Origin of the sequence: Pseudomonas sp. J380, from assembly GCF_009827115.1 — a bacterium.
GTDB classification, from domain to species: Bacteria; Pseudomonadota; Gammaproteobacteria; order Pseudomonadales; family Pseudomonadaceae; genus Aquipseudomonas; species Aquipseudomonas paracarnis.
Map to the genome: position 1 here is coordinate 1,383,882 of NZ_CP043060.1, position 14,416 is coordinate 1,398,297.

7 protein-coding genes are annotated in these 14,416 nt (G+C 60.9%); 6 read left to right on the plus strand and 1 reads right to left on the minus strand.

From position 1 onward, the window contains the following. Positions 1-86: 86 nt before the first annotated feature. Entirely contained in the window at positions 87-590 is a 504-nt protein-coding gene (locus FXO12_RS06270; RefSeq protein WP_020303039.1) for a DUF4142 domain-containing protein, read from the plus strand. A gap of 30 nt (positions 591-620) precedes the next feature. Next, positions 621-1,181, plus strand: a complete 561-nt coding sequence (locus FXO12_RS06275) for a type 1 glutamine amidotransferase domain-containing protein (RefSeq protein WP_003191729.1) — start codon at positions 621-623, stop codon at positions 1,179-1,181. Positions 1,182-1,417: 236 nt separating this feature from the next. On the opposite strand, the gene FXO12_RS06280 is transcribed toward FXO12_RS06275, so the two are convergent. Then, positions 1,418-1,624 (minus strand): hypothetical protein, encoded by a 207-nt coding sequence (locus tag FXO12_RS06280; RefSeq protein WP_003191730.1) that lies wholly within the window; start codon positions 1,622-1,624, stop codon positions 1,418-1,420. A gap of 300 nt (positions 1,625-1,924) precedes the next feature. Here FXO12_RS06280 and FXO12_RS06285 point away from each other — a divergent pair, with 300 nt between their 5' ends. The 4 genes from FXO12_RS06285 (at position 1,925) to FXO12_RS06300 (ending at position 14,362) form a co-directional block, all read left to right on the plus strand. Next, on the plus strand, positions 1,925-2,401 hold the full coding sequence (locus tag FXO12_RS06285; RefSeq protein WP_003191732.1) for a hemerythrin domain-containing protein: 477 nt from the start codon (positions 1,925-1,927) through the stop codon (positions 2,399-2,401). A 183-nt stretch (positions 2,402-2,584) separates the two neighbouring features. Further along, complete coding sequence (locus tag FXO12_RS06290) at positions 2,585-5,221, plus strand: Tc toxin subunit A (protein WP_057977467.1); 2,637 nt, start codon at positions 2,585-2,587, stop codon at positions 5,219-5,221. 34 nt (positions 5,222-5,255) lie between these two features. Further along, complete coding sequence (locus FXO12_RS06295; protein ID WP_057977465.1) at positions 5,256-9,935, plus strand: neuraminidase-like domain-containing protein; 4,680 nt, start codon at positions 5,256-5,258, stop codon at positions 9,933-9,935. Then, entirely contained in the window at positions 9,932-14,362 is a 4,431-nt protein-coding gene (locus FXO12_RS06300; RefSeq protein WP_057977463.1) for a SpvB/TcaC N-terminal domain-containing protein, read from the plus strand. Before FXO12_RS06295 ends, FXO12_RS06300 begins: the two co-directional genes overlap by 4 nt. The last annotated feature ends 54 nt before the right edge of the window (positions 14,363-14,416 follow it).

The window sequence follows — 14,416 nt, forward strand, 5'->3', positions numbered from 1 at the left end:
AAAGCGCAAAAAAATTTAAACCTTTTACCCGCCTCTCGATTCAACAGTCAGGTAACGGCATCCCGCCATTTCCAAGGAGAGACACCATGAAAACTCGACTGATGAAACCGATGGGCCTTACCTTCATGCTGATTGCAGGCTCGATTTCCACCGCGATGGCGGCGACCTCCAACGACTTTGTCGACAACGCCGCCGAGGGCGGTATCACCGAGGTGGAAGCGGGCAAACTGGCCCTGGAAAAAAGCAGCTCGGCGGACGTAAAGACCTTCGCCCAGCATATGGTCACAGACCACACCAAGGCCAATCAGGAACTGATGGCCCTGGCGAAAAAACTCGATATCGAAGTACCCGATGATGCCGCGCTCACCGACCAGGCGAAGAAAGCCATCCTGGAAATGCGCGATGAATCCTTCGACAAGGCCTATGCCAACAACCAGGTAGCGGCCCATGAAAAAACCGTCGAACTGTTCAAGAAAGAAGCGGCCTCCTCGGACAATCCCGAGCTGAAAGCCTTCGCCACCAAGACCCTGCCCACCCTTGAAGCCCACCTGAAAATGGCCAAGGAACTGCAAACCAAATACGCCCATTAATCCATCCATGACCCAAGGAGACACTCGACCATGAGCTCGCAACTCAACGGCAAGCACATCCTCGTCATCACCTCCAACACCGGCATCGAGCGCGACGAGTTGCTCAAGCCTCTGGAGACGCTGCGTGGCTACGGCGCGACCGTAACGCACGCCTCCAGCAAAGGGGGCACAACCCAGACATTTGTCGGCGACACGGAAAAAGACCAGACCGTGGAATCCGACGTGCAACTGTCGGATGTTGTCAGCGCCGACTTCGATGCGCTGGTCATCCCGGGCGGTACAGTGAATGCCGATACACTGCGCCAGGATGCCGCCGCGCTGCGCTTGATCAATGAGTTCGTGCAGGCCGGCAAGACCATCGCGGCGATCTGCCACGGGCCATGGACCCTGATCGACGCTGGCGTGGTCAAGGGCAAAACCCTGACCGCCTATAAAAGCGTGCGCATCGACCTTGAAAACGCCGGCGCTGCCGGCGTGGTGGATGCCGAGGTTAAAGAGTGCCAGGCCAATGGCTGGACCTTGATCACCTCGCGCACGCCGGACGATCTACCGGCGTTCAATGAGGCGATTGCCAAGGCCGTCGGCGGCTGATCGGTTGACCGCAATGAAAACAGGCGCCCCATGGGCTAATGCCAGTCAGTTAAGAGCTCGAGCAGACAACCAGTGACTTGTGGCGAGGGAGCTTGCTCCCGCTGGACGCGTAGCAGTCCCATTTTTGGGGCCGCTTCGCGCCCCAGCGGGAGCAAGCTCCCTCGCCACAGTTACCGATTCTGTCTTAACTGACTGGCATTAGCCCCATGGGGGCCTGTTTTTTATCACTTACCGTTTCAGCTTTTACGCTGCTGCGCCATTTCACGCTTGGGTCCGAACATCGCCCACGCAATCAACCCCAGCAACGGCACGAACACCAGCACCACGACCCACAACCCCTTGGTCTCCCATCCGCCAGTGCTGCGCAAAACGATATTGATCGCCCAGAGTTCCAAGAGCAGCAGAACCACCGCCAATACGATCCAGATATATTCAATTTGCATGATTCACCTCCTGAAGTCTAAGCGTTAGGTCAAGCAGATGCCCCAAGGGTTCCATTAGAATTTTCCTGGCCACACTTTCTGGCCGCCCGTTGCGCTGGAGCGTCAGCAACCGGTTGTGCGTTGTGCAATCTCAACGCGGCCCGACCATGCAAGCTGCACGACCTCCAAGCATACAAAAAAATACAACCAACTGATTTATAAGATAATTTTTAACCATAAAAGTTGGTACGCCTGATGCAACCTTCCTCACCACGAGGCGTGCACTTCGACACGCCCGCATACCCCCCCGTGAGGTTACCTATGAATGCCATCGACCTGCTAAAAGCCGACCATGAACGCGTCAAGACCCTGCTGACCCAGTTAAGCGAATCCACTGAACGCGGGGTAAAAAAGCGTACCGAGTTGTTGGCCAAACTCGAAATGGAGATCACCCTGCATACCCAACTCGAAGAAGAGATCCTCTACCCCGCGTTCAGGAAAGCTGGTGGCAAGGAACAGGACATCATGTACCACGAAGCCAAGGAAGAGCACCGTACCGTCGACTCGCTGGTACTGCCGGACTTGAAGAAAACCGACCCCTCGTCCACCGAGTTTTCCGGTCGCGTCAAAGTGGTCAAGGAGTTGCTTGAGCACCATATCGAAGAAGAAGAAACCGAGATGTTCCCTCAGGCCAAGAAACTGCTGGGTAAAGCGCTGCTCGAAGAGCTGGGAGCCGAGATGGAAGCGATGAAGGCCGCGCACAAAAAAGCCATGGCGAAAAAACCGCTGGCGGCGTAACGGCTACCTCCTCGCAGCAAGGTTCGCGCGACAGTGACCCACAGGCCCTGTCGCGCTATCGATTTGCACCGATGATTTCTCCTCGCTCACTCAGCGATCCGGCCGACCGAGCCGGCCTGGCGCCCCATGCTAGCGTGCCATTGCCCTTGGCAGTGGCCGGGGGCTTTCAGGAGATTCATCACAATGGACACGCACTCCCCCACCTATACCCACCTGTTCAAAGAGGACTGGCCCCTGCTGTGTTCGGCCTCTTCCATGGCGGCAATCGACTCCCCGATCGCCTACCTGAAGGCGTTATACCTGTTTGCCCAAGCGCTGGAAAAAAGCGGTAAAGGCAAACAGCCCAAGATCACCCTCGACCGGCGACGCCCCGAACTCAAGACACTGCCCCTGGACGAACGCGGCCTCAGCGCTGTGATTCCTCAACTCTCGATGATCAACGAAACCCTGTCCCGCCAGATCGACGCTCATCTCAAACAAACCCGCCGTGAATACCGCGGCCGCTCCCTTGATGAGGTGCTCGGCAGGCAACGCTTCCCCTTCGTGCTGCCGTTCGAACGCGCGCATCGCCAGTGCTGGCTCGGTTTGTCCGGCGGCAAGCCACAATTGGGCGAACTCAGTTACCGCATCAGCCTCAAGCTGCCCACCAGCCAGCGCGCGCAAAACACTTACGGCGTGGTCCGGCACGAGGCCTATGAAGCGCAACGTTTGCTGTCCGGGCTGAGCCCTGCCCAGCAGGTGTTATTGACCGAGCCTTTGTTAATAAGAACGGGAGACGTACAGGCAGAAGATTTTTTTACCCAGCACTATGGTACCCAGGAGCAGCCCCTTGAGGAGTTGTCCCACTGGTTGCAGAAAACCGGACTCACCGCCGATCAGACCGAAGCGCTACTGGCCTGCGGCAAGTATGTGCCGATGCTGTCGAGCAATGTTCTGGCAAGCGCCCTGCCAACGCCGCCGGCCAAGCTGCGCCTGCACAACGGTGCCGCGTACGTGAACGGGCCGATCACCGAGGCCGGCGCGACCCAGTCGCCCCTGTCGATCAATGCGCAGGACAAGGATGGTGCGCGCCTGCTCAATACCTCATGGGAACGTTACCAGCGCCTGCACCGAATGATCCGCCTGCAACGCTGGACGCAATTGCCCTTCGACGCACTCGACGCCCTGTCGACGAGCGTGGTGCGGCGTGAACACGAGGGCGACCCGGCGCAGCCCGCCAACGACAATACCCTGCGCGCACTGGGCGTCTATCGCTATCTGGAGCGCCGCTACAGCCTGTCATTGCAAGCCTTTGCCGCCGTGCTGGATGAGATACCGGTGTGGGCACCCGGCACTCGTCTGTCGCTGTACGACCAGCTGTTCAATCCCGGCCCGTTGCCAGGCCAGGCATTGACGCTGGACAGGCCGACCCTGGCCTTGAGGGAGGAAATCCCGACAACCCTGCGCCACCAGCTCTGCACCGGCCTGCACCTGAGCGACACCCCGGCCTCGTTGCACTGGCTGATCAAGCAGGCCCGCCTGCATCTACCCGCTTCTTGCCCGACGCTTACGTTTTATAGCGCGCTGTATCGCCAAACCCGGATCGCGCGGTTGTTCGGGCTGTCAGTGCTCGACAGCTACCATGTGGCGGCGCTGCTGGGCGGTAAGGATTACACCGCACAACTGGTCAACCCGAGCCTGCGTCGCTCCGGCGTCAATGCCCCTGCCGACCTGCTCGATGTGCTGATGCAAATGGACTGGCTGGTCCGCTGGCTCAACGACACGGGTCAAACGGTTGATCAGCTTCGCCGCCAATTGCTATTGGATGCCCAATCTCCACCGCCCCACGTGCAGACGTACATCACCCAACTCGATGAGGTGGTCGAACTGACCCGGCATGGCCTGTTGGCGCAAGAAGACCTCGCTGACCTGTCATTGCCCCAGCCCGAGCCTGACACCAAAGCGGCGCCCATTGCCTGGCATGCCCTCATCGTACAAGGGCTGCTGCACAGCCAACCGCTGCTCAAGCCCGCGCCGCCCAAAGAACTGCCCAATGGGCTGGTGCAGCTTATCGAAGCCCAGACCCTGAGCCTCGACCCAGAAGGCAACACGGCTCTGCACAGCGATGCCAAACAGGCAGTGACCAAGAAGCTGGGCGCGTTCTACCAACAAATGCAGCCGCTGAAAGCAAAAATCGACACGCTGCTCAACGCTCCCTCACACCTTGCCGGTGACCCCGCCGCGTACCTGCAATGGCGCAAACTCGTGGTTCGACAAATTGCCCGAACCGCCACTGCCGAATCCACCACGGAGCTGCACAAAAATGTATTGCTGAGCCTGCCGGATGCCGAAGTGTCCTTGGGGCTGGCAGTGAGTCGTGAGGCCTTGCAGACCTTCGTGCTCCATCCGCACTGGCTGAGCCCGGACCACACCGCGGCCTCGCTGCTCAAGCTGACGCTGAGCACGCTGTACCTGCTGCAACGCTTTGCCCATTGCCTGAGCACCTACGGGCTGGCCCAGGACAGCGTGCTCGCCTATTTGCAGTGCGCCAATTCATCCTCCGTCGAAGGCTCCGCCGTAACTGACGATGGGGCTTGCACCTCGCAACTGGCCGCATTGCTCAAGTGGGATGTCGATGAAATCAACCTGCTCGTTGAATACCTGCCTGCCAAACAGGTGAAGACCCTGGCCGACCTGGACTGGCTCCTGCGTTGCCATGAAGCCGTCAGGCTCACCGGCCTTTCCGCCAGCGCCTTGCTCAAGGCTGCCGACCTGCATGCCACCTTGATGAATGAAGACTGGCAACACGTTGGCTCGGCATTGATCGCCACAACCCCCTAACCCCGTTGTATTTCGCCTGGCTCAAGGAATGACCATGTCTGACACCCTCACCCAACACCTCAACGAACACCTGCGCGACGCGATGCTGGGGTTCTACCTCAACAGCGTGCTGCCTGAAGACACGGCAGTGGCCGATACCGTCAAGACCGTAGACGATGTCTATACCTATTGGCTGCTCGACCCCCAGGTCAGCCATACGGTGCCTACCACCCGTGTCGCCAGCGCCATTGCCAGCCTGCAGCAGTACATCACAGGCATTTACCTGGGCCTGGAGCCCGGCTACGACGAACAGGGCATGAGCGCTGACGAGCAGAGCGAGTGGCGAGACCAGTTGCTGTCCTATTCACTGTGGCGTGCCCACCAGCAACTCCAGCACTACCCGGCCACCTACCTGAGCCCTGCATTGCGCCATGACAAAAGCGACAACTTCAGGCAACTGGAGAACCAGCTCAACCAATTTCGCATCGAGCCTGCGCCGCTGCAGACAGCCGTCCACAGTTACCTCAGCCGCTTCGAAGCACTTGCCAACATCAAGACCCTCAATGGTTATATCGACGGTGATAAAGACAGCTTTGCCAGCAGCACTTATTACTTCACCGGCAAGTCCAGTCCGGAAAACACCTATTACTGGCGCACGCTGAAAATGGCCTCGGGCAACGCGGCCACTCCGCCAGCCTGGTCCTCCTGGCAAAAGATCCCGCTGTCGATTGACGATAACGTCCCCGAACAGACGATTCGCCCGGTGGTGTTCAACGGGCGCCTCTTCGTGGTGTGGGCCCAATGCATCAACCCGACATCGTCGTCGAGGGACATCACCCCGATCGGGCGCGGTGATGTCGAATCGGAGAGGGAATACCAACAACGGCTGGAAACCCGGATAAAGACCACCTATCTACAGTTGCGCTTGTACTTTTCCTATAAAAAACTGGATGACAGTTGGAGCGTACCGCAGGCCTGCATCCAGGAATACAGCCTGGCACGGGGCCTTGACGACTTGAGCTCGGAAGACCTGATGAGTGCCACTGCGTCCATCGCCGTACTCGATTCAAAAAGCCAACCGCCGTCGCTGTTCCTGGGCCTGAGCGCACAGCCGAACCATCAAACGGCTTCCTCGCACAACGGCGTGCATCGGCATTTCTTTCAAGCGGTACGGCTGGATCAACATTTCAACGTCCATTGGCTGGAAACCCTGGGCAGCACCCGGCGGATGTTCTCCTGGCATAAAGAGTCTGAACTGGCCGGGCGGTACCAGGCCCTGTTCGGGCACCACAACAGGTCGAGATTTCAATTCAGGGCGCCCGAAACGGTCCAGGTCAAAGTTCACTCCCTGACCAACGACGCGCCCCATGGCACCACCCATGGCTGGAATTACGAAGACAATCAACAGCATATCCGCAGTCTTTCGGCTGAGAGCGATATCCGGTTCAACCGAACGACGTCAGTACTGGAGGTCACCACCCGCCTGGCGAAACGCTTCGAACCGCACCGCACTGTCAGGTTCAGCAAGGCAGACGCAATGGCCAATTTGACCATCACCCTCAGCAGCAGCGGTCCTGCCCAGAACGAGATGCTGGCGTTAGGCCCCACCGCCGAGATTTTCCTGGAGAGCGCCAGGCTGGCAACCTTCTCCAACGTGCGCATCGACTTGACCCTCAAGTGCAACGAGACCGGCGTCAGCTATGCCCAATTCATAAAAAATGCAGCGAATCAGCCGACGACCTTTACCCTGCCGCAGATTGAAAAAGATCAAGAAACCCCGAAAAGCGCGACATTCAATCTGCGCGACCAACGCATTAGCCAAGAAGCCTTCGATTATTTTTTCAATACGCCGGACGCCACCTATACCGTCATTCTCTCGTTCTACAACAATCAAGCGGAGTCCAGCAGCCATGCCTACGACTTGGTACTGGACAAGGTCCAGGTCCAGCAGAAACAACGCCTGTACAAACCCGTGTTGATGTATCCCAGACAGGGAGACAGCGCTTTACCGGAAAGCCCTCATCGCAATAACACGGTACTCGTCGGCCTGGCAGACGCCTCTCGGCGCACCCTGCGCGACACGTTCACTGAACTCTCCGAAACGCACACGCTTGAGGCGCAGATCGAACTCTCCCCCTCGACCTTGCACCCCTACGACGAGGACTCCACTGACACGACGGCTTCCACATTGACGCTGATTCACGGCGTGTTGCTACTGGAAAGCGATGTGCATTACCCCGACCCCATCATCCTGGGCTACGCGCTGAAAACCGCGACTTTCACCCTGCCGCCCGATAACAGCACCCCCATCATTCCACTGGCTCCGTTTATCCGGCGACTCGCTACCCCGCCCTATGGCACGGCAGAGTTCATCGACTTCAGCGGGTCCACTATCGAGTCTCTCGATAAGCCTGAAAACAAACGAGCGCCCATACGCACCAACACCTGCGTGGCCGGGCTGCTGGCAAAAACCGCGGGCGCAGGTTTGCATGAGCTGTTTGCGTTGGCGCCGGATGCCTGGCGCGAGCCGCCCTTGCTAGGCGAGAAAAAGCCCAGTCCACTGGACTTTCACGGCCCCCATGGCACCTATTACTGGGAGTTGTTTCTTTACCTGCCCTGGCTGTTGGCACAACGCCTGAACCAGGAGCAACAATACGCCGAGGCCGAAACGTGGATACGCTACGTGTTCGATCCCGTACACCCATCCGGGTTCTGGCGCCTGCCTGCGCTGCTTACCAGTGCGCCACAACGCCACGACGTCTCGTCCGTGTCCCACCCATTGGCGACAAGCAGCGCGGTACATTTTCGTCAGGCGCTGTACCTGCTGTACGTCGACATCCTGCTCAATCGCGGGGATGCGGCCTACCGGCAAATGACCCGTGACGGCCTGGCCGACGCCAAGTTGTGGTACATCCGCGTCAAGGGCTTGCTCGGGCCAAGGCCGCCGCTCAACCCGGTCGATCCCTGGGCAGCCACGACCCTGGACAAACTGCAAAACCCTTCCACGCTCGACAGCACGACAGTACCTGCGGGCACCTCGCGGCTGTGTCGGTCCCTGAGCCCTGATTTGCTGCTGCGCTGGGACAAGATCGAATCTCGCCTGCACAACCTGCGCCATCACCTGGATCTGACCGGCAAACCCTTGAGTCTGCCGCTGTACGCCGCGACCCTGACGCCTCAAACGCTGCTTGCCGCGTACCAGCAAGGGGCGGTCGGCGCCAGCCTGCGCCCGTCCCTACGCACCGCCCAGGCCGCGCACTATCGCTTCCAGGTGCTGCTGGGACACGCCTTGCAAGCGGTCGACAACCTGATCCAGTTGGGGACGACCTTATTGTCGTTGTTCGAACGCAAAGAGCAGGCCCAGTACCTGGAAACCCAGCAGCAGCAAGCCTGGGACTTGGCGAGGCTGGCCGTCGAGCAACAGGCCCAGGCCGTACAGTTCGATGCGAGGAACCAGGAGGCGCTGTTGGCAGGACGCCGCATGGTCGAAGCGCGGGTGGCGTTCTTCGAACAGCAGCTCAAGCGAGGCATCAGCCCGGCCGAGGCCCAGGCCACCCAGGAGTACCAGGACAGTGCGCGCTGGGACACCGCCGCCGCCGTGGCACAAGCCGGCGCGGGGCTGGCGATGCTGATACCGAATATTTTTGGCACCTCCAACGGCGGCGTGCGCTACGAGGGCGCTTTTCACGCCCTGCACGCGGCGTCCCAAGGCATTGCCAATGAAAAGCGCGCCAACGCTGCCCACCTGGACCGCACCGACCTGTTTGCCCGACGCGCCGCCGAGTGGGCCCATTCGCTTGAACAGGCACGCCTTGAGCTGGCCCAGGTCGACGCGCAACTGCAGGCTTATACCGAACAGCAAGCCCATACCCGCTTGCAACTGGGCCTGGCCCAGACCAGCCTGACCCAGGCACGAAGCCTGTACGACCAGCTCGGCAAACGCTTTACCAACGCCCAACTGTATCAATGGCTCAATGGCCAACTTTCCACTTTCTACTACCAAGCCTATGACTCGACCCTGTCGCTGTGCCTGGCGGCCGAGGCCTGCTGGCAGGAAGAACGGGCTCAGTGGGACAAGCACTTCATTCAAACCCAGCATTGGACCCATCAATATCGCGGCTTCAGCGCCGGCGAAGCGCTCAAGCAAAATCTACTGAGCATGAGTAACGCCTACGTCACCCACAACGAACGTTTGCTGGAGATCACTAAAACCGTGTCGCTGCGCCATCTGCACAGCCAAGACCCGATGGCCACGCGCGACATGCCCTGGGCCGCGCTTAAAGCCGACCTGGTAAAAACCGGCACCTTGACCTTTGAACTGACCCTCAAGCTGTTTGACGACGACTACCCAGGCCATTACCTGCGGCGTATCAAGCACGTCAGTGTGTCCCTGCCCGCCACGCTGGGCCCCTATGAAGACATCAAGGCCATCCTGACCCAAACCGCCAATACCACGCACGTCACCCCAGCGACCAGACACACCGAAGCCGCGGTAAAAAAAGACCTGCGCGCCAAACAGCAAATCGCCCTGTCCAGCGGGCTCAACGACAGCGGATTGTTCACCTTGAACTTCGACAGCGACGAGCGTTACCTGCCGTTCGAATACACAGGAGCGATCTCCACCTGGCAACTGACCTTTCCCAACCATGCCCGGCAAAACGCTCTGCTCGAATCCCTCACCGATATCATCGTGCACCTGCGCTACACCGCTAAAAACACCGGAGGTCAACGATGAGCGTGCAGCCGCCCGAACTCTTGGAACCGAAGATTCCGGCGCTGCCCAAGGGCGGTGGCGCCATCCAGGGCCCCGGCGCGCAATGGGGCGCCGTGGGCACACGGGGTGAGGCGTGCCTGGAGGTGCCCTTGCCCATTTCGCCGGGCCGTGGCTTCACGCCGGCCCTGAGCCTGGGTTATCGCAGCGCCCTAGGCAACGGGCCCTTCGGCCTCGGCTGGGCGATGTCGGCAGGCGCCATCAGTCGTGATACCCGCAAAGGCGTACCGGCCTACGGTGATGACGACCGTTTCATCAGCCCCCAAGGCATCGACATGATCCCTGAGCGTGATGCCGACGGCGAAATTCAGGCCACGACCTGGGACCACTATAACGGCCTGGTCCTGGACGAACCCCACCGAGTGGTGCGCTATTTTCCGGTGATAGAAGCGCGCTTCGACCGTATCGAGCATTGGTCTTGCGACAGCGACAAGGCCGGGTTCTGGTTGGTTCAGGGGGCCGACGGCTGCGTGCACCTGTTCGGCAAGACTCTGATCGCGCGCTGTGCAGACCCGAACGACGATCTACGTGTTGCCCAATGGCTGTTGCAGGAAAGCCTCAACCCCCTGGGTGAGCAGATCTATTACCACTACAAACACGACAACCAGCCGCCAAGCGCCGCCAGGGACTATCGCGCCCAGCGTTATCTGGCGCGGGTGTGCTACGGCAACCTCAAGCCCCTTGAGCACCTGGCGCTGTGGCGCGCGGACGCCCTCGCTGACAAGCAATGGCACTTCGAACTGCTGCTGGATTATGGTGAACGCCACACCGGCCTGAGCCAAGTGCCGACCTATGCCGAACAACACGCCTGGCCGGTCCGCAACGACCCGATCAGCAGTTATGCCTATGGCTTTGAACTCGGCACCCTGCGGCGGTGCCAGCAAGTGCTGATGTTTCATTACTTCCCCGACGAGCCGAGCCTGGGCGCCGAGCCGGTGCTGACGCGGCGTCTGTTGCTGGAGTACACCCATCGCCACGCCATCGGCAGTTGCCTGAACGCCGTGCACAACCAGGCCTTTGACGCCCAGGGGAACGCCAGTGCCTGGCCGCCTCTGGAACTGGCCTACAGCGCCTTCGTGCCGACGCTGGACGCCGCGCGCTACCAAGCGTTCGACGCCATGGCGGGCATCAACGACGGGCAGCATTATCAACTGGTGGACCTGTACCGCGACGGTTTGCCGGGCATCCTGCACCGCACCGATAAAAGCTGGTATTACCGCGAGCCGCTCAGGGCCCCCGGCCCGGCCAGCAGCAATGCGCTGATCTATGGCCCATGGCAGGCCCTGCCACGCATCCCCCTCGCCGATACCGTCCAAGCCACGCGCCAGGCACTGGCGGATCTTGACGGCGATGGGCATCTGGAATGGGTGGTGGCGCAACCGGGGCTGAGTGGTTTTTTCAGCCTCGACTCGCAGCGGCAATGGTCGGGTTTCGTGCCTTTTGCGGCGATGCCCCAGGAGTTTTTCCATCCCCACGGGCAACTGGCCGACCTGATGGGCAGTGGGAGGCTGGACCTGGCCTTGATCGGCAGCCGTAGCGTGCGCCTGTATGCTCAGCGCCAGGACGGCGGGTTTGATCCTGGCCAGGAGGTGCGCCATGCGCCCGACGATGAGGGGCTACCCACCCTCAGCCATTCTCCGGCTGAATTGATCGCCTTTTGCGACCCCCTGGGCAGCGGCCAACAACACCTGGTGCGTATCCGCCATAACGAAATCAAATGCTGGCCCAACCTCGGCCGTGGACGCTTCGGCAAAGGGTTTGTCTTCGCCACACTGGCGTTCGACCACGCCAGCTTCGATGCCGCCCATATTCGCCTCGCCGACCTGGATGGTTCAGGCGCGGTGGACCTGATTTACCTGGCGCCTGAACACGCACAGATCTATATGAACCGCGCCGGCAGCGGGCTGGCATCGGAGCCACTGACATTGCCTTGGCCCGAGGGCGTGCGCCATGACGCGACGTGCCAGGTCAGCTTTGCCGACCTTCAAGGCCTGGGCTGTTCCAGCCTGATCCTGAGCGTGCCGCACATGACCCCCCAGCACTGGCGGTATGACTTCGTCAGTCTCAAACCGTATTTGTTAACCGCCACGCTCAACAACCGGGGGGCCACCACCCAGCTGAGCTACCGCAGCAGCGCCCAGGAATGGCTCGACGAAAAACAGCACTGGCAAACCCTGGGAGTGCCCCAAGGCAGTAGCCTTGCGTTCCCAGTGCAGGTGGTCAAGCGGCAACAGCAAAAGGACCTGGTCAGCGGCAACCGCTCCACCCAGTATTTTCGTTACCGGCAAGCCTGCTATGACCGTGAGGAGCGCCAGTTCCTCGGCTTTGGCCTGGTGTTGCACACCGAGCAACCCCCTACGGCCGATGCGCAGCCTGGGGTGTTGACAAAACGCTGGTTCCACACCTTTGAGCCCTCGCAGGAGGCTTTTTACCCGGGCGACCCACAGGCGCCCGCGCTGGGGCCAACCCTGCTGGGCCAGTTGGAGGCCGGGCGCACAGGAGACACGCTGATCGCCACGCCCGTCGCAACCACCCGCCGCGCGATGCAGCGTGCATTGGCGGGGAGCCTGCTGCGGGAAGAGGTTTATGCCGCCGCCGATTCGCCACCACAGGCAGTGCCGTATTCGGTGCAGCAACAGCGCTATCTCATACGGCAATTAAGCCCGTCGGCCAAGGCCGGCGAACCGGCGGTGCTGCTGCCACTGTTGCTGGAGTCGCTGACCTGTCGCTACGAGCGCCAACCGGACGACCCGTGCTGCCGGCACATCCTCAATCTGCGCTGGGACCGCTACGCCGGCAATCTGCACAGCGTGGTGGTCGACTATGCCCGTCGCAGGACAGCCAGCGACTCCCCACCGCCCGGGCCAGCCCACCAGCAGCAGTGGTGGCGTGACGCACACGACTCAGCGCAGCAGACGTATTACCTCAACGAAACCCGCGCCCGCTTCATTCACCTGGACGCCGCGCAGCGCTGGCGCTTGCACTTGCCCTACCAGCAACGAAGCAACGTGCTGGTGCTGAGCAAAGAGGCGTTAGCGATTGAAAAAATAAGCTATGAACACTTCATCGCGCAGGGCCCGTCCGATCCATTGGGAACAGCGGCCGAACGCAGGCTGGGGGGGCTGTCGGTGCAGCACTACTGCGTGGCGGAGCACACCGAACCCTTGCCGGCCGGCACCGCGAGTTTTCAGGCGCTGCCTGCCTATATCGAGACGGCCGAACTCGATCAGCAAGCGCTGGAGGTATATGAGGGCCGCACTGTCACTGCTACGCTCAGTGCACAGCACTATCGGGCCATGGCCGCGTTCCTGTCACCGGACCCCGGGCAGGACGAGGCCATCACCCTGTGGTCCCTCGGCCAGGGTTACACCCGCTACGGCCAGGCCGAAATGTTCTATCGGCCTCGTCGGCATCAGGCGAGCCTGAGCCATGGGTTCACGCAGTCCGAGTACGACCGCTATGGGCTGTACATCATCAAAGTGCAATTGGCGGACGGCTGCACGACCCAGGCGCAGTACGACTACCGCCTTGGCCTGCCGGTGACGGTGACTGACGCACAGCGTACACAACGCTACGCGCACTACGACGCCCACGGGCAGCTGCTGGCGACCGGCCTCAAGGGTGAGGAGCAAGGAAAGCCCGTGGGCCATGACGCCCCTACGCCCTTCATCCGCACGCCCGATACGGGCCCGGCGCAGGCCCTGGCTGATCCGAAGGCGGCGTTGCTCAACGCTCAAAGCGCGTGCTTCTACGACGTGTTCAGTTGGATGGGGCGCATTCCACCCGCCAGCATCCAGGCGCAATGGGTAAGCAACGGTTACCTGCTGCCCAGCGGGCATATTCGTGCCTCGGCGTTGGCACGCCTGAACAGCCTGAGCGCTGCGCTCCCCCATCATCAAACCCTCAAGCGCATGATTCAGGCGGCCAGGCAAGTGCCGGTGCACGTCGTGGTACTGCACGCCGACCGTTGGCAAGGCACGTCGCAAACGGCGCAGATCCAGGTAGCCCTCGCCTTCAGCGACGGCTTTGGCCGCGTGCGGCAAACCCAGGAAAAGGCGCAACCGGGCCCGGCCTTTGCAGTCGATGACGCCGGTATGTTGAGCGCGGGTGCCGAGCCAACCGATGCCACTCGCCGTTGGCGGATCAGCGGCCGTGTGGAGTATGACAATCAGGGTTGCCTGGCGCGCACCTGGCGACCTTATTTTGCCGACCGTGCCGGCTATATCGACGATGCGGCCTTCAACACCTTGCGTCCCAGCGAGCAGCACTTTCATGACGCGTTGGGGCGCCCGGTACGCGTGCTCAATGCCAATGGCGACACGCGGCGCCAGACCTACCACGCCTGGTACAGCATCGCTGAAGACGAAAACGACACGCACGCGCCGGCCTGACAACAGAGCCGGGCCGTTACAAGGCCCGCGCTCCTTGGCCTGACGTTGCGCGTA

Excerpts from the sequence above, each read along its gene's own strand:
- FXO12_RS06290 (WP_057977467.1), top strand. The coding sequence starts at position 2,585 with ATGGACACGCACTCCCCCACCTATACCCACCTGTTCAAAGAGGACTGG.
- FXO12_RS06275 (WP_003191729.1), top strand. The coding sequence starts at position 621 with ATGAGCTCGCAACTCAACGGCAAGCACATCCTCGTCATCACCTCCAAC.
- FXO12_RS06270 (WP_020303039.1), top strand. The coding sequence starts at position 87 with ATGAAAACTCGACTGATGAAACCGATGGGCCTTACCTTCATGCTGATT.
- FXO12_RS06285 (WP_003191732.1), top strand. The coding sequence starts at position 1,925 with ATGAATGCCATCGACCTGCTAAAAGCCGACCATGAACGCGTCAAGACC.
- FXO12_RS06295 (WP_057977465.1), top strand. The coding sequence starts at position 5,256 with ATGTCTGACACCCTCACCCAACACCTCAACGAACACCTGCGCGACGCG.
- FXO12_RS06300 (WP_057977463.1), top strand. The coding sequence starts at position 9,932 with ATGAGCGTGCAGCCGCCCGAACTCTTGGAACCGAAGATTCCGGCGCTG.
- FXO12_RS06280 (WP_003191730.1), bottom strand. The coding sequence starts at position 1,624 with ATGCAAATTGAATATATCTGGATCGTATTGGCGGTGGTTCTGCTGCTC.